Origin of the sequence: Leucobacter sp. G161, from assembly GCF_001482305.1 — a bacterium.
Lineage (GTDB): Bacteria > Actinomycetota > Actinomycetes > Actinomycetales > Microbacteriaceae > Leucobacter.
This window is the reverse complement of sequence record NZ_LOHP01000084.1, coordinates 42,534-58,704: the sequence shown is the minus strand read 5'-3', so window position 1 is coordinate 58,704 and position 16,171 is coordinate 42,534. Positions and strand designations below refer to the sequence as shown.

The following is a 16,171-nucleotide window of genomic DNA, read 5'->3' as shown; positions in this document are numbered from 1 at the left end:
GGTACTCAGCGCCGTGGAGTCTGAGCAGGTGCTCGCCATTACACTGTGAGAGTGACCTCAGATAGCGGTATCCCCGCCGGCCAGCTCAACGCCCCACAGGTACCACGTACGCCATCTCAGGCAGTGTCGCGCTGGTATGAGGTCACCCTGCTCGCGCTCATCATCCATCAGATCGATGCGGCGTTTTGGCAGGAGTGGTCAATGTTCGGCGTGCCCGGCGGGGTCCAAGGCTTCCTCGTATTCAACGCAGTGGCGGTCGGAGCGATTCTCGTCGGGTACCGCGAGCTGCTCCTGGGTGGCAGATGGGCCCCGCACGCCGTCGTGCTGTGCGGGGCGCTCGGGCTCGCAACCGCCGGGCTCCATATTGGGTTCGCCATTGCCGGGAGGGAAGAGTTCCACCTGCCACTGTCGATCCTCGTCATCGTGCTCTGCGGTGTCGCTGGGGCCGTGCTGCTCGGATTTGTAAAGCGAGTTTCTACGGCTGGGCGCAACGAATCGCGCTGATCCTGCGTTCACCGCATTCCCGATGAGCGGGCACGCCCAGACTGATTCGCTCACAAGCCATGACCTCAGCGAAGTCAGGAGCAATGAACCGTAAAAACATCATGACCTCGCTGAGGTTATGGCAGGTGAGCGTTCCGGATAGCTGACGTGTACACCTGCAATTGTGAAGAGCCAGTTTCCCATGTGCCCTAAAGAGGAAACGACAAAGGCCCGAAACTCCGTTGATAATTCAACGGAGTTTCGGGCCATTTCGTCGGGATGACAGGATTTGAACCTGCGACCCCGTCGTCCCGAACGACGTGCGCTACCAAGCTGCGCCACATCCCGATTACGCTTTCGCGCAGGGTCTACTCTATCGCTTCGCCCGAGAAAAACGAAAACGACCGGCCAGGATGTGGAAGGTCGGGCGCGTTAGCCCAGGGTGGCGATCACGACCGGGGTGTCCTGGCCCGGCCAGGTCGCGGTGAGCGTGCCAGCGCTCGCTGCAGGGGCGGCTTCGGCAGTGCCGGGTACGTGCATAACCCGAAGTGCAACAAACCCCGTCGAGGCAACGCTTGTGCCTCCCTCGGTCGATACTTCGGCGGCCCAGACCTCTGGTACCTGGGAGCCGGGCTCACCGGAGCCTTGCAGCGGCATCTCGATCTCGCGGGCAACGGCAGAGCCGTCGGGCTGGTGCACGAGCTCCTCGCCGCCCGATCCGCCCTGCGCGATGACCTGCGCGATGACCGCGCGGTAGACGGGATCCCCCGCCCCCTCAGTCACCCAGCGAGTGCCGAGCACGCCGTGCTCCATTGTGCCGACGAGGTGCGCCTCGCCGCCATCAAGCGGGGCACCACGGTACGTAAGCGGCACGTGGTAGACCTTGTCCTCACCCGCGGAGACGAGCAGGCCGTCGATGCCGACCTCGCCCTCGGGGTCGTCGAGCCGGTAGCCGGAGACGCGGCTGATCTTGGCGGGATCCCCCGTGAACCAGGGCTGCTTCGGCAGCCACTCGGCAACGAGTTCGAGCTTCGAGGGAACGAGCGTGGTGTCTGTGTATAGGAGAGCCATGACCCGATCATACGCGGCACAGATGACGAACGCCCGCCACCCGAGCAATGCTCAGGAGCGGGCGTTCGCGCAGAACCGCGAGAAGCTTACTTCTGGTTCTTCAGGCGTGAGACCGAGCGTGCACGGAGCGACGCGTCGAGCTCAACCTTGCGGATACGGATGACCTCGGGGGTCACCTCAACGCACTCGTCCTCGCGGGCGAACTCGAGGCTCTCCTCGAGGGTGAGCTGGCGCGGCGGCGTCATCGACTCGAAGGTGTCGGAGCTCGCCGCACGCATGTTAGTGAGCTTCTTTTCCTTGGTGATGTTCACGTCCATGTCCTCGGAACGCGAGTTCTCGCCGATGACCATGCCCTCGTAGACCTCCTGCGTGGGCTGCACGAAGAAGCTCATGCGCTCCTGGAGGTTAATCATCGAGAACGGGGTGACAACACCCGAGCGGTCGGCAACGATCGAACCGTTGTTACGGGTCACGATCGGGCCAGCCCACTCGTCGTAGCCGTGCGAGATCGCGTTTGCGATGCCGGTGCCGCGGGTGGTGGTCATGAACTCCGAGCGGAAGCCGATGAGGCCACGTGCGGGAACGATGAACTCCATGCGAACCCAGCCGGTGCCGTTGTTCACCATGTTCTCCATGCGGCCCTTGCGAGCCGCGATGAGCTGGGTGATCGCGCCGAGGTGCTCTTCGGGCGTATCGATGGTGAGGTGCTCGTAGGGCTCGTGCGTCTTGCCGTTGATCTCGCGGGTCACTACCTGCGGCTTGCCAACGGTGAGCTCGAAGCCCTCGCGGCGCATGTTCTCAACGAGGATCGACAGGGCGAGCTCGCCACGACCCTGGACTTCCCACGCGTCGGGGCGGCCGGTGTCGACGACCTTCAGCGAGACGTTACCGATGAGCTCACGATCGAGGCGGTCCTTGATCATACGGGCGGTGAGCTTGTGCCCCTTCACCTTGCCGACGAGCGGCGAGGTGTTCGCACCGATGGTCATCGAGATTGCGGGCTCGTCGATCTCGATGAGCGGCAGCGGACGAGTGTCCTCAGCGTCTGCGATGGTCTCGCCGATGGTGATGTTCTCGATACCAGCGATCGCGACGATGTCGCCGGGGCCAGCCTTCTCGGCGGGGTAGCGGGTGAGCGCCTTGGTGAGCATGAGCTCGGTGATGCGCACGTTCTGCTGGGTGCCGTCGCTCTTGACCCAGGCGACGGTCTCGCCCTTGTGGATCCAGCCGTTGTGCACGCGCAGCAGCGCGATACGGCCGAGGAACGGTGAGGAGTCAAGGTTGGTGACGTGCGCCTGCAGCGGGTGCTCATCATCGTAGGTCGGAGCGGGAACCTGCTCGAGGATCACGCCGAAGAGCGCCTCGAGGGTGTCGCCGTCGGGCAGCACGCCGTTTGCGGGCTGGTTCAGGCTCGACGCACCGGCACGGCCCGAGAGGTACACGACGGGCACGTCGAGGATCGCGTCGACGTCAAGGTCGGGGTGCTCCTCAGCGATGTCCGATGCGAGGCCGAGCAGCAGATCCTGCGCCTCGCCAACGACCTCGGGGATACGCGAGTCGGGGCGGTCGGTCTTGTTGACCGCGAGGATCACGGGGTGCTTCGCCTCAAGCGCCTTGCGGAGCACGAAGCGGGTCTGGGGCAGCGGGCCCTCAGAGGAGTCGACGAGCAGTACAACGCCGTCAACCATCGAGAGTGCGCGCTCTACCTCGCCACCGAAGTCAGCGTGACCCGGGGTGTCGACCACGTTAATGGTGATGGGGCCGTTCTTCGCGTGAACACCCTCGTACGAGATAGCGGTGTTCTTCGCGAGGATCGTGATGCCCTTTTCGCGTTCAAGGTCGTTGGAGTCCATGACCCGGTCATCGACGTCAGCGTGTGCGTCGAAGGAGCCTGTCTGACGCAGCATGGCGTCAACGAGGGTGGTCTTGCCATGGTCGACGTGTGCGACGATGGCGACGTTACGAATGTCTTCGCGTGTGGCGAGAGCCATATGGGTGGATCCTCACGATCATAAATTAGCGAACGTTCTATCATACCCGCAGAACACGCCGGGGTCGAGAGCCTTATTTTTCAGACCCCACAACCCCGGCGTGCGGGTGCGCGTCGGGCGCGCCTTATGAGTAACTCTATCTGGCCGCTTCGGACTCCCTGAGTGCCCGCGCGAGTTCGCGGCGTTCTGCCTGCTCTGCGGGGTTCGGAACCGGGAGCGATGCGAGGAGCCGCTGCGTATACCGTTCCTTCGGGGCCATCAGCACTTCTGCGGTCGGACCCGTCTCAACGAGTTCTCCCTGGAACAGCACCCCAACCCGATCGGCGAGCGCGTCGACCACCGCGAGATCGTGGGTGATGAACAGCGACGCGAAGCCGAGTTCGGCCTGCAGCTCGGTAAACAGTTCGAGCACGCGCGCCTGGACCGAGACGTCGAGCGCGCTCGTGGGCTCGTCTGCGATGAGCAGCATCGGATCGAGTGCGAGCCCACGCGCGAGCGAGGCGCGCTGCCGCTGCCCACCGGACAGCTCGTGCGGGAACCGCTCGCCGTATGCGCGCGGCAGCTGCACCGCTTCGAGCAGCTCGTCGACGCGCTGCTGCGCGCCGCGGACGTTCCGCGCCAGCCCGTGCACAATGAGCGGTTCGGCCACGTTCTCGGCGATCGTGAGCAGGGGGTTGAAGCTCGACGCGGGGTCCTGGAACACGAACCCGATCTGCTTCCGCAGCGGCTTGAAGGCGCGCTCCTTGAACCCAACCATCTCGTGTCCGAGCACGCTCAATGATCCGCCGGTTGCCGCCGTCAGCCCGGCGATCGCGCGACCGATCGTCGATTTACCGGAGCCAGACTCCCCCACCAGGCCGAAGACCTCACCGGGCCGGATCTCAAAGTCGACGCCGCGGACGGCGGTGAACCCTGGCCTCCCGAGTCGACCCGGGTACTGGATTTCCAGCCCGCGCGCACTCACAATTGGCGCGCCCTCCCGATCCACCGAGGCGATAGCCCCAGTGCCGGGCCCGGTGGCACCGGCCGGATCCTGCGCGCGATCTCGCGGCTGGATCCTGCCGTCGCCGAGCTTCAGCACGGCGCCGAGCAGCCGCTTCGTGTAGTCCTGGCGCGGGTTCGCGAACACCTCAGCGACAGGAGCCTGCTCGACAACCTTGCCCTGGTACATCACGGCGACATCGTCGGCGAGATCCGCCACCACGCCCATGTTGTGGGTGATGAGCAGGATCGCGGTGCCGAGCTCGTCGCGCAGCGAGCGGAGCAGGTCGAGGATCTCGGCCTGCACGGTCACATCGAGCGCCGTCGTCGGCTCGTCGGCGACGATGAGCCCAGGCTTCAACGCAAGCGCCATCGCGATCATCACGCGTTGCTTCTGCCCGCCAGACAGCTGATGCGGGTAGTAGTCGACGCGGTCGGAGGGATCGGGAAGGCCTACGAGTTCGAGCATCTCAATCGCCCGTTCCCGCAGCTGCTTCTTCGAGTACGTTCCGTGGGCGCGCAGCCCCTCGCCAATCTGCCAACCGATCGTGTACACAGGGTTCAGCGCGGTCGATGGCTCTTGGAACACCATCGCGACATCGCGCCCCCGAACGGCCCGCATCTGGTCAGCGGTGAGGTGCAGCACGTCGTTTGGCTCACCACCAGCGCGGGGCGCGAGGAGTACGGAACCCTGCGCGACAGCGGTCTCGGGCAGCAGCCCGAGCACGGTGCGCGCTGACACTGTCTTTCCCGAGCCGGACTCGCCGACGACGGCGAGTACCCTGCCCGGCTGCACGGCAAGCGAGACACCATCGACGGCCTTCACGTTGCCGTGATCGGTCGCAAACCGTCACCTCAAGATCTTTAATCTGCAGCACGTTGTTCATCGAGTTCCCCCGTCCAAGTCGGCGTCAGCGACCGGATCGCTGCCCGAGGCGTCGCCCATCGCCGTGTCAGCTACAGCCCCGCTGCCAGCCTTCGCCCGGCGGCGACTGCGCAGGCGCGGGTCTGCGAGATCGTTCAGGCTCTCGCCCGTGAGGGTGAGCCCCATCACGATGAGCACGATCGCGAGTCCGGGCCACAGGCTCGTCCACCACACCCCGTTCGTGACATCCCCGACGGCCTTGTTCAGGTCGTAGCCCCACTCCGCAGCCGAGTTCGGCTCGATGCCGAAGCCGAGGAAGCCGAGGCCCGCGAGGGTGAGGATCGATTCGGACGCGTTCAGGGTGAACACGAGTGGGAGCGAGCGCGTCGAGTTACGGAACACGTGCTTAAACATGATCCGCGAACGGCTCGCGCCGATCACGCGTGCCGACTCGACGAACGCCGCCGCCTTCACGCGCACGACCTCCGAGCGGACGACGCGGAAGTACTGCGGAATGAACACCACGGTGATCGACAGCGAGGCTGACCAGATACCGCCCCACAGGCTCGATTGGCCACCCGAGATCACGATCGACATGACGATCGCGAGCAGCAGCGACGGGAATGCGTAAATCGCGTCAGTGAGCATCACCAGCACGCGGTCAAGCGCCCCCCCGATGTACCCGGACACAAGCCCGAGAAGCGAGCCGGCGAAGATCGACGCGAGCACCGCGATGACGATCACGATGAGTGCGGTGCGGGATCCCCAAATCACGCGTGACATCACGTCGTAGCCGGCGATCGTGGTGCCGAAGGGGTGCGCCGCTGAAGGTGGTGTGCGGGACCCGAAGTCGCCATCGGGCCCGGCGAGCGCGTTGAAGTCGTAGGGTGCGATCAGCGGCGCGAACACGGCAAGAATCACAAAGAACGCGATCAACGCGAGGCCCGCGATGAGCATGCCACGCTGCAGCCCGACGCTCTGCCGCAACTGCTTGATGATCGGCCAGGAGTGCCAGCCGCGCTCACGGCTCGGACCGGCCCCGATGATGAGCGAAGTCGTATCAGCCATCTCAGTACCTCACTCTCGGATCGATGAGCGCCGCGATGATGTCGACGATGAAGTTGCTCAGGGCGACAATGACCGCGAGCAGCGCCACAATGCCTTGGACCGCGATGAAGTCGCGCGCGCTGAGGTAGTGGGCAAGCTGGAAGCCGAGGCCTTTCCACTCGAACGTTGTCTCGGTCAGCACGGCGCCGGCAAGCAGCATCGCGATCTGCATGCCGATGACGGTGATGATCGGGATGAGTGCGGGACGGTAGGCGTGCTTGGTGACGAGACGGAACTCCGTCACGCCGCGCGAACGCCCGGAGTCAATGTACTCTCGCCCGAGCGTGCCAATCATGTTCGTGCGTACGAGACGCAGGAAGACTCCGGCGGTCATCAGCCCGAGCGTCAGCGCGGGCAGCACCGCGTGCATGAGGACGTCCCCGACGTTCGCCATGTTTCCCGTGCGGAACGCATCAATGAGGTAGAAGCCGCTCGGGTTTCCGAGCATCTCGATCTGCAACTCGGTCGCAATCGAGGCCCGACCCGAGAGCGGGAACCAGCCCAGCCACACCCCGAACACGAGTTTCATGAGCAGGCCAGAGAAGAAGACGGGGGTCGCGTAGGTGAGGATCGCGAAGATGCGCAGCGAGGCATCTGGGCCACGGTCGCGGTAGTAGGCCGCGAGCATGCCCAGCGGGATCCCGACGATGAAGGCGACGATCAGCGTGAAGAACGCGAGCTCGAGCGTCGCCGAACCGAAGGTCATGATGACCTCAGTCACCGGGCGGTGGTCGCTCAGCGTCGTACCAAAGTTGCCGGTGAAGACCTGACCGAGGTATTCGATGTACTGCACGAAGACCGGGCGATCGTAGCCGGCGTCGGCAATGCGACGGGCAAGCTCGTCGGGCGGCAGCTTACCGCCGACGGACGCGGTGATCGGGTCACCGATGGTCCGCATGAGCAGGAACACCATCGTGACGAGGATAAAGACGGTGGGGATGATGAGCACCGCGCGCCACAGAATATAGCGCCAGAGCCCCCCACCGGAGGGACGTTTCGGCGCTTTCGGTATCGACGGCGCCGTCGGAGTTTCGAGAGAAGTCATGATGCTCACGCCGTGCGGGGAGGAGGCCCGAAGGCCTCCTCCCCGCATCGACTACGCACTGCTAGTTCTTTGTGATCGTTCCGAGGCGGAACTTGAAGGAGCCGTCGAGGACAACACCGTCAATCGCATCAGTCGTGATCGCGACCTGCGTGCCCTGGAGCAGCGGGATCATCGGGACGTCCTGGGCGACCTGCGCCTGAGCGTCTTCGATGATCGCGGTGCGCTCGGTCGGGTCGACCGTGACGCGCTGCTTGCCGATGAGCTCGTTGATCTTCGGCGACTCGTAGTGGTTGTTGAAGAAGCCACCGTTGACGAAGAACGGCGTCAGGAAGTTGTCGGCGTCCGAGAAGTCGGGGAACCAGCCGAGCTGGTACGCGGGGTACGCGTCAGCCGGGAAGTCCTTCGAGTACTGGCCCCACTCGGTCGACTGCAGGTCGACCGTGAACGCGCCGTCGGCCTCGAGCTGCTGCTTCACGAGCGCGTACTCTTCTGCCGAAGCGTCGCCGTAGTGATCCGGGTTGTACTGCAGCTGCAGCGTGACGGGGAGTTCGACGCCGGCTGCCTCGAGGCGAGCCTTTGCCGCGGCCGAGTCTGCGCCGCCCTGCTTGTCACCGTACTGCTCCTTGAACGACTCAGTCGCGCCGGTGAAGCCCTGCGCAACCGGGCTGAACAGCGGCGTAAAGGTGTCCTTGTAGACCTGCGAGGCAATCTTCGAGCGGTCGATGAGGTCGGCAGCGGCCTGGCGCACCGCGAGCGCCTTTGCGGGATCCGCATCCGCGGTCTTCGCGCCGAACGGCTGGGTATCGAAGTTGAAGACGATGTAGCGGATTGCGCCGCCGGGGCCGTCAACAAGCTTCAGCCCGTCGGTGTTACCGAGCTTCTCGGTGTCGGTCGCAGAGAGGCTGCGGAAGGCGACGTCGATTGCCTTCGTTTCCATCGCCTGGCTGAGGTTCGTCTCGTTGGCGAAGTACTTGGTGTTGACAGTGTCGGTCTTCGCAGCGCCCCACAGGCCCTGGTAGCCGTCGAACGCCTTGTACGATGCGAGGTCGTTCTTCTTGAAGCTCTCGAGTGTGTACTGGCCTGCGAAGCCCTTGCCCGAGACGATCTCCTCGTCGGTGGCGAGCTTGTCAGCGGGGAACACATCCTCGTCAACGATTGGCGCAACCGGGGTCGACAGCACCTGCGGGAACGTCTGGTCGTTCGCTTCCTTGAGGTGGAAGATGACGGTGGTTTCGTCGACTGCTTCGACGCTCTCGAGGTTCTCGAGGAGGCTCGACGGGCCCGTGGGCTCAGCGATGGCGACCTGGCGGTCGAAGGTGTGCTTCACGTCGGAGCTCGTGAGGTCGTTGCCGTTCGCGAACTTCAGGCCAGCCTTGAGCTTCACGGTGTACTGGGTCGGCTCGGTGAACTCCGCCGACTCTGCGATATCGGGAGCAACATCGCTCGAGCCGATCTCGTGGTTGAGCAGGAACGGGTAGACATTCGTCATCACGGCGAAAGAGCCGTTGTCGTAGGAGCCTGCGGGATCAAGCGCGGTCACGACGTCGGTCGTACCGACGGTGATCGCGCCGCCCGATGCGCCGCCGCCGCTGTCACCGTTATCGCCCGATGCGCATGAGCTCAGCAGCAGCGCAGCTGCGCCGGCGAGAGCGACCGAGGTAAATAGTTTCTTCTTCAATTCTTCCTCCATTGGAAACACAGGCGAACAACATTGCTCGCCACAATTGTTTTCAGAACACTCCCACACTACCGGCCTCGCTACGCGGAGACTGACTCCCTTGTAACAATGACTCACGAATCGTGATCTCACCGTTCCACGGTCAGAGAAATACGCAGGGAGGCCCGCCTTCCGACGGACCTCCCTGCGCGTGATTCGTGCACCATGTGCGACTAGATAGTGGCTCCTAGCTGGCCGCCACCATCGAACGGCGCGGTTCCGGCGCCCGTGATCGGCGTATGCGCAACGCTGTCGCCGGCGCTACCAATGCCCAGCTCGATCGAAGCACCCGGGATCGCCGCAAGGAGATTCTTGGTGTACTCCATCTTCGGGTTCTCGAACACGTCCTCTGTCCTCGCCTGCTCGACAATCTTGCCCTGCTGCATGACGCATACGCGGTCAGCGATGAGGCGAACGACTGCAAGGTCATGCGTGATGAAGAGGTAGGTGAGTCCGAGGTCGCGCTGCAACTCGGCGAGCAGGTCGAGGACCTGCGCCTGCACGAGCACGTCGAGTGCCGAGACAGCCTCGTCGAGGACGAGAATGTCCGGCTTCAGCGCGAGCCCGCGTGCCACAGCGACACGCTGCCGCTGTCCACCAGACAACTCGTTCGGGTACCGGCTCGCGAGTTCACGCGGCAACGAGACCTGATCAAGGAGCTCGTTGACGCGCCGCTTCCGGCTCGCCATGTCACCCACCTTGTGGATGTTCAGCGGCTCCATGATCGTGTTGCCGATGTTGTGCAGCGGGTCAAGCGAACCGTACGGATCCTGGAAGACCGGCTGCAGCGTGCGTCGCAAGTCGAACAGTTCTCGGCTCGAGAGCTTCGCGGTGTCCCTTCCTGCAATCGTCACCTTGCCGCCAGTGGGCTCCTCAAGCTGCAGGACCATCTTCGCGATCGTCGACTTGCCCGAGCCGGACTCGCCAACGAGCGCGAGGGTCTCGCCGCGGTTGATCGTGAAGTTTGCACCATCGACCGCGACAAAGTCCTCGCTCTTGAAGTTGCCCTTGCGCAGTTTGTATACCTTGCGCAGGTTCTCGACCTCAATGAGCGGCTCGCCGACCGCGCCCCCGCGGTTCTCCGCATCCGCCAGAGCGGCAACGTTGAACGTGCTCGTGGGAGCCGCGGGCATGCCAGCGGAGGAACCAATACGACGCGAGGCAAGACTCGGTGCGGCAGCAACGAGACGCTTCGTGTACGGGTGCTGCGGATCCTGCAGGATCTCACGGCTCGGCCCCGACTCGACGATGTTGCCCTGGTACATCACGATGAGCTTCTCAGCGCGCTCGGCGGCGAGTCCGAGGTCGTGCGTAATAAACACAACCGCGGTGCCGAGATCGCTCGTGAGCTTTGCGAGGTGATCCAGCACCACGCGCTGCACAGTCACGTCAAGCGCACTCGTCGGCTCATCAGCGATGAGCAGTTCAGGCTTCGCCGACAGGCCGATGCCGATGAGCGCACGCTGCTTCATACCGCCAGAGAACTGGTGCGGGTACTGCTTCATCCGCTTCTCAGCGTCGCTGAGACCAGCCTGCTCGAGCACCTCGATGGCGCGAGCACGGACTTCCTTCTTGCCCGAAGCAATTCCGTTCGCACGGATCGCTTCTTCGACCTGGAAGCCGACCGACCATACGGGGTTGAGGTTCGACATCGGATCCTGCGGCACGAGACCGATCTCGCGACCACGGATCGTCTCCATGTCGCGGCGGCCGATGCCGACGAGCTCGCGACCATTCCACTTCACAGAACCGCCGGTGATTTCACCGGTCCCGGGAAGCAGATTGATGACTGCGTGCATCGTTGTTGACTTGCCGGAGCCGGACTCGCCCACAATCGCGACGGTCTCCCCGGGGAAGACGTCGAACCCGATGCCATGCAGCACCTGCTTGGCAGTCTTATCCGTTTTGAAGGCGACCTTGAGGTCGCGCACGCTGAGCAGCGGTTGCATGTCGCTCATCGGCGAGCCCTCGCCTTCGGATCGAGTGCGTCACGAACGACCTCGCCAAGCATGATGAATGCGAGGACGGTGACGCTGAGCGCGATAGACGGGTAAATAAGGTTCTGCGGCCTGGTGCGAAGATCGCTCTGTGCGGCACTAATGTCGTTGCCCCAACTCATGAACTCTGCGGGCGGCAACCCGACGCCAAGGAACGACAGCACGGCTTCGGCGACGATAGCTCCCGACAGCGAGAGCGTCGTGACCACGATCACCGGCGCGATCGAGTTTGGCAGCACGTGCTTCCACAGCGTGCCCTGGCCGGACAAGCCCAGCGCACGCGAAGCCATGACGTAGTCGCTGTTCTTCACCTTGAAGATCTCAGCACGCAAAATACGCGCCGTAACCGGCCAGGAGAAGCCACCGATCGCGAGGGAAATCACGAGAATGTTTCGGTGCTCGGACATGACGCTCATCACGACAACTGCCGCGAGGATGTAGGGAATCGAGAAGAAGATGTCGCCGAGACGCGAGAGCACGGTGTCAACCCAGCCACCGAAGTAGCCAGCGAGAGCACCCATCACGACGCCAATAACAAACGTCATCACGATCACGACGAGACCCACGGAAACCGAGGTCGAGGTGCCGTGAATCACTCGCGAGTAGATGTCGCAGCCCTGCTTGTTGAAGCCGAGCGGGTGGCCCGGAGCGGCGCCCTGATTCGACAGCGCAAGCTGGCACACCCGGGGATCAGCCTGGGTGAACAGCGTCGGGAACAGCGAGACAACAAGCACGAGCAGAATGATCGCGGCGGAGATCCAAAACATGGGCCGACGGCGCATATCTTTCCAGGCGTCAGTCCAGAGGTTCGACTTCTTTGCTTGGACCTTGACCGCGTCAACCGCGGCAACCGAGTTCTCGTCGAATGGTGCGACGAAGTGCTCGATCTTGGGGCGCTTCTGTGAATTATTTAGCGTTGGCTCAGGCATAACGGATCCTCGGGTCGAGCACGGCGTACAGCAGATCCACGACGAGGTTCACTGCGAGATACAGGAGGACCATGATCGTGACGAACGACACGACCGTCGCATTCTCGCCACGAATAATCGCCTGGTAGAGGGTGTTACCGACACCGGGCACGTTGAAGATGCCCTCCGTGACCGTTGCACCGACGAGCAGCACGCCGAAGTTTGCGGCGGTGTTCGTGACAGTCGGGATCATTGAGTTACGCAGCACGTGCACGGGAACGACGCGGTTACGCGACAGACCCTTCGAGTACGCGGTGCGCACGAAGTCCTGGTTGAGCGTGTCGATCACCGACGAACGGGTGAGGCGCATTGAGGTCGCGTATCCCGTAATACCGATGACGATCGCGGGGAGGATGAGATCCTGCAGCGGAGCACCGCCACCGGCCGTCGCGCGGAACCAGTCGAGTTTGATAGCGAAAACGTACTGTCCGATGAAGGCGATCACGAAGATCGGCACACTCATGAGGGCGAGACCAATCAGGAGGTTCACGTTGTCGAACAGCTTGCCCTTGCGCAGACCTGAGAACAGGCCGATGACGACTGCAAGCACGAATTCGAGGATGATCGCCATGATCGCGAGCTTGGCGGTGACCGGGAAGGTCCGGGCGAGGATATCGGAGACTGGCTGGCCGGAGAAGCTCACACCAAAGTCGCCAACAAGAATGCCCTTGAGGTACAGGAAGTACTGCACGAGGAAGGGCTTGTCCAGGTTGTACTGGGCGCGCAGCTTCTCGAGGACGATGGGGTTCGGGGTTTTGTCGCCGAACATTGCGATGATCGGGTCACCCGGCATGGCGAAGACCATGAAGTAGATGAGGAAGGTCGTTCCCAGCAAGACGGGAATGACCTGAAGGACGCGGAAGACGATATATCTCAGCATGTGGCTGCCGCCTCCCATTCAGACTGAGTTTGCATAGTTGGTTTTCTCTCGCTGTGGTTGCGCGATGCGAAGTCGAGACGCCGGTGTCTCCGGATTCGCACGACTCTATGTCCCCGCTGTGCCTCGCCGGATAAGCCAGGAAACGGGGTTAAGGCCCCGGGCTTGCGCCCGGGGCCTTAAGGAAGTGCGTTACTTCTTGGTGATGTCCTCGAACATCGGTACAGAGTTCCAGCCGAACTGGACGTTCTCTACCGACTCGCCGAAGCCACCGGCCACGTTCGAGTACCACAGCGGAGTCGCGGGAAGATCCTTCAGGAGGACTTCCTGCGCCTGCTGGAACAGCTTGTTCGCAGCGGCAACGTCAGTCTCCTGCGCGCCCTGCTTCAGCAGTCCGTCGAACTCCTTGCTGGAGTAGTCGCCATCGTTCGAGCCAGCGTTGGTCGCGTACAACGGTCCGAGGAAGTTGAACAGACCCGGGTAGTCAGCCTGCCAGCCGGTGCGGAACGCAGAGGTGATGGTGCGGTTCGTGATCTCGGTGCGAGCCTCAGCGAACGTCGGGTAGGGCTTGCCTGCCGCGTCGATCTCGAGGGTGTTCTTCACCGAGTTGGTGACTGCGTCGACCCACGCCTGGTGGCCGCCATCAGCGTTGTATGCAATCTCGAAGGTTCCGCTCCAAGGCGAAATCTTGTCGGCCTCAGCCCACAGCTTCTTTGCTTCTTCAGGGTTGAACTCGAGAACCTCTGCGCCCTCAAGCTTGTCGCTCCAGCCGTCGATGACGGGTGAGGTGAAGTCGCTTGCGGGGGTGCGAGTGCCGTCGAAGATCACGTCAGTGATCTCAGCACGGTCGATTGCCATCGAGATTGCAGCGCGGCGGAGCTTGCCCTCTTCGCCACCGAAGTGCTCGAGGCGCTCCGGGATGGTGAAGGACTGGAAGATCGCTGCGGGCTGGTTCACGGCGCGGTCGCCGAGATCCGACTCGAAGTTTGCGAGTGCTGCATCGGGGATGGCGTCGAGCACGTCGAGGTTGCCGCCCTGGAGGTCAGCGTATGCCGCGTCCTGCGATGCGTAGAAGATAATCGTGAGACCATCGTTCTTCACCTCGCGGGGGCCAACGTAGTCTTCGTTCTTGGCGAGCTTGATCTGCACGTCGTGCTCCCAAGCGCCCTCGCCGTCGATCTTGTACAGACCGTTACCGATGGGGTTCTGGCCGAATGCATCGAGGTCCTCAAAAGCAACCTCGGGCAGCGGGTAGAACGCCGAGTAGCCGAGACGCAGCGGGAAGTCCGAGGTGGGCTGCTTGAGCTTCACCGTGAACTCGTAGTCGCCCTCAACAACGAGGCCCGACATGTCTCCAACAGCGCCGTAGACGTCATCGTCGGTCCCGGCTTCGCCGTCGGGGCCGTCGTTGATCTCGAAGCCTTCGATGTCCTCGAAGAAGTAGTTGGACAGGTGCTGGAGCTCGTTGCTCGCGCCCTGGTTCCATGCCTTCACGAAGCTCTCAGCCTTGACGGGGGTGCCGTCCGAGAACTTCGCGTCCTCGCGGAGCTTGATGGTGAACTCCGAAGCATCCTCGTTGGGCTCGATCGACTCTGCAACCTCGTTCGAGGCTGCGCCGTCGGCGCCGTAGCTCACGAGACCAGCGAACAGCGCGTCAATGATCTTGCCGCCACCCGTCTCGTTCGTGTTCGTCGGGATGAGCGGGTTCTGGGGCTCAGAGCCGTTAGCGGTGATGATCCCGCCACCGCCACTGTTGTCTCCCCCCTTGTCGCCTCCGCCGGTTGAGCAACCGGCGAGTGCCAGGGAGCTCGCTGCGGCCAGGGCAACAATGCCCAGCCCGATGCGTGAACGCTTCACTGGTTTCCTCCTTGTATTGACCCTGGACTCCGTTGCCGAGAAACACGAAAAGTGCCCCGAAAACGGGTACGGGATATGTAGGTATTTCCGTAGTGCAGTTTATGCCACCGCGCTCCCCCGAAGCGAATCTTGTGTCGGCTCGTGACTGACTCGTAACCGCGCCATTCCCGGCTACCAAAGCAATGACACACATAGGAAGAAAACTTGTGTGATTCATGCAAGATCTACGCCATACGTACTCTGGAGGCATGCATAAATACCTGAGCTTGAATGTCTTTCGAAGAGAAGAGATTCGCGTCCCAGTCCGACGCTGGACACGCCCGCTACGCTAAGTGCGTGACCGAACACCGCAGAACACCAGTGCCCAGCTCCCAACGCACCAGGCTGCGCTGGGAGCTGGGCATTGTGCTCGCGCTCTCATTCGGATACTCCGGCGTGCGTGCAATCATCACCATCATCGAGCGCCTCGCGCAGGAGACTGAGCTCGCGAATCAGACGGCGACGATCAACCGTCCGCTTTCGACTCAGCAGTACTTCGACCTGGCCTACCAGTTGCTCGGCATCGTCGGGGGTCTCGCACCCGTGGCGCTCGTGGCGTTCCTGCTCTGGCGGGCGCGCAAACCGCACCTTGGCGACCTCGGACTTGGGGCCGCGTCCGCCGGATCATTCGCGCCGATGCACACACGCGCTGGCTGGCCCTGGCTGCGAGAGACCGGACATGGCTTTCTGCTCGCGGCAGTCATCGGAATCCCCGGGCTCGCGTTCTACCTGTTCGCGAAGTGGATCGGCATCAACACCACGGTGGTCCCGACGACGCTCGATGCGTTCTGGTGGACCGTTCCCGTGCTCGTTCTGCAGGCGCTCCGCGCGGCGCTCAGCGAGGAACTCATCGTCGTGGCCTACCTCTTCGACCGGCTCAAACGGCTCGGCGTCGGAACGTGGGCGACGATCTTCGCGAGCGCCCTGCTTCGCGGCTCGTACCACCTCTATCAGGGCTTCGGCGGCTTTATCGGGAACGTCGTGATGGGTATCGTTTTTGGCTGGGCTTACCAGCGCTGGGGACGGTCCCTCCCCCTCATCGTCGCGCACCTGCTCTTGGACATTGTGAGCTTCGTCGGGTACCCGCTCGCGCTCGCGCTCTGGCCCACCCTCTTCGGCTAGCGCCACACACCCAAACACCCCCGTTTTTTCTATTCCGACCCTTGTGCAGGG

11 protein-coding genes, 1 tRNA gene and 1 pseudogene are annotated in these 16,171 nt (G+C 63.1%); 2 read left to right on the top strand and 11 right to left on the bottom strand.

The window, feature by feature from the left end; all coding sequences use genetic code 11:
- The first annotated feature begins 51 nt into the window (after positions 1 to 51).
- Positions 52 to 504, top strand: a complete 453-nt coding sequence (locus tag AUL38_RS14635) for a DUF6713 family protein (protein WP_201023757.1) — start codon at positions 52 to 54, stop codon at positions 502 to 504.
- 253 nt (positions 505 to 757) lie between these two features.
- On the opposite strand, the gene AUL38_RS14630 is transcribed toward AUL38_RS14635, so the two are convergent.
- From AUL38_RS14630 to AUL38_RS14580, 11 genes and pseudogenes are all read right to left on the bottom strand, one after another.
- Positions 758 to 831 (bottom strand) — tRNA-Pro (locus AUL38_RS14630).
- 84 nt (positions 832 to 915) lie between these two features.
- Positions 916 to 1,554, bottom strand: coding sequence for a hypothetical protein (locus AUL38_RS14625; RefSeq protein ID WP_083506940.1), 639 nt, complete (start codon positions 1,552 to 1,554; stop codon positions 916 to 918).
- 86 nt (positions 1,555 to 1,640) lie between these two features.
- Positions 1,641 to 3,545 carry a translational GTPase TypA gene (gene typA / locus AUL38_RS14620; protein ID WP_059063187.1) on the bottom strand — a complete coding sequence of 635 codons (1,905 nt, stop codon included), beginning with the start codon at positions 3,543 to 3,545 and terminating at the stop codon, positions 1,641 to 1,643.
- A 136-nt stretch (positions 3,546 to 3,681) separates the two neighbouring features.
- Positions 3,682 to 5,413, bottom strand: a pseudogene (locus tag AUL38_RS14615) (dipeptide ABC transporter ATP-binding protein).
- Positions 5,410 to 6,459: an ABC transporter permease gene (locus AUL38_RS14610; protein WP_059063185.1), complete on the bottom strand. Its 1,050-nt coding sequence runs from the start codon at positions 6,457 to 6,459 to the stop codon at positions 5,410 to 5,412. Before AUL38_RS14610 ends, AUL38_RS14615 begins: the two are co-directional and overlap by 4 nt.
- Before the next feature lies 1 nt (position 6,460).
- The gene (locus AUL38_RS14605; protein ID WP_153006621.1) at positions 6,461 to 7,543 is read right to left on the bottom strand and encodes an ABC transporter permease; all 1,083 of its coding nucleotides are present in this window, start codon (positions 7,541 to 7,543) and stop codon (positions 6,461 to 6,463) included.
- Between the two features lie 61 nt (positions 7,544 to 7,604).
- Positions 7,605 to 9,221 (bottom strand): ABC transporter substrate-binding protein, encoded by a 1,617-nt coding sequence (locus tag AUL38_RS14600; protein WP_235590748.1) that lies wholly within the window; start codon positions 9,219 to 9,221, stop codon positions 7,605 to 7,607.
- Positions 9,222 to 9,433: 212 nt separating this feature from the next.
- Positions 9,434 to 11,218: an ABC transporter ATP-binding protein gene (locus tag AUL38_RS14595; protein WP_083506928.1), complete on the bottom strand. Its 1,785-nt coding sequence runs from the start codon at positions 11,216 to 11,218 to the stop codon at positions 9,434 to 9,436.
- Complete coding sequence (locus tag AUL38_RS14590; RefSeq protein WP_059063180.1) at positions 11,215 to 12,186, bottom strand: ABC transporter permease; 972 nt, start codon at positions 12,184 to 12,186, stop codon at positions 11,215 to 11,217. The genes AUL38_RS14595 and AUL38_RS14590 overlap by 4 nt, the downstream gene beginning before the upstream one ends.
- The gene (locus tag AUL38_RS14585; RefSeq protein ID WP_059063178.1) at positions 12,179 to 13,105 is read right to left on the bottom strand and encodes an ABC transporter permease; all 927 of its coding nucleotides are present in this window, start codon (positions 13,103 to 13,105) and stop codon (positions 12,179 to 12,181) included. Before AUL38_RS14585 ends, AUL38_RS14590 begins: the two co-directional genes overlap by 8 nt.
- A gap of 189 nt (positions 13,106 to 13,294) precedes the next feature.
- Positions 13,295 to 14,959, bottom strand: coding sequence for an ABC transporter substrate-binding protein (locus AUL38_RS14580; RefSeq protein WP_059063176.1), 1,665 nt, complete (start codon positions 14,957 to 14,959; stop codon positions 13,295 to 13,297).
- A 336-nt stretch (positions 14,960 to 15,295) separates the two neighbouring features.
- Here AUL38_RS14580 and AUL38_RS14575 point away from each other — a divergent pair, with 336 nt between their 5' ends.
- The gene (locus AUL38_RS14575; RefSeq protein WP_059063379.1) at positions 15,296 to 16,120 is read left to right on the top strand and encodes a CPBP family intramembrane glutamic endopeptidase; all 825 of its coding nucleotides are present in this window, start codon (positions 15,296 to 15,298) and stop codon (positions 16,118 to 16,120) included.
- Positions 16,121 to 16,171: the final 51 nt, after the last annotated feature.

Bases quoted from the DNA above. Each gene is read 5' to 3' on its own strand.
- AUL38_RS14625 (WP_083506940.1), bottom strand. From the start codon at position 1,554: ATGGCTCTCCTATACACAGACACCACGCTCGTTCCCTCGAAGCTCGAA.
- AUL38_RS14590 (WP_059063180.1), bottom strand. From the start codon at position 12,186: ATGCCTGAGCCAACGCTAAATAATTCACAGAAGCGCCCCAAGATCGAG.
- AUL38_RS14585 (WP_059063178.1), bottom strand. From the start codon at position 13,105: ATGCTGAGATATATCGTCTTCCGCGTCCTTCAGGTCATTCCCGTCTTG.
- AUL38_RS14605 (WP_153006621.1), bottom strand. From the start codon at position 7,543: ATGACTTCTCTCGAAACTCCGACGGCGCCGTCGATACCGAAAGCGCCG.
- AUL38_RS14610 (WP_059063185.1), bottom strand. From the start codon at position 6,459: ATGGCTGATACGACTTCGCTCATCATCGGGGCCGGTCCGAGCCGTGAG.
- typA (WP_059063187.1), bottom strand. From the start codon at position 3,545: ATGGCTCTCGCCACACGCGAAGACATTCGTAACGTCGCCATCGTCGCA.
- AUL38_RS14595 (WP_083506928.1), bottom strand. From the start codon at position 11,218: ATGAGCGACATGCAACCGCTGCTCAGCGTGCGCGACCTCAAGGTCGCC.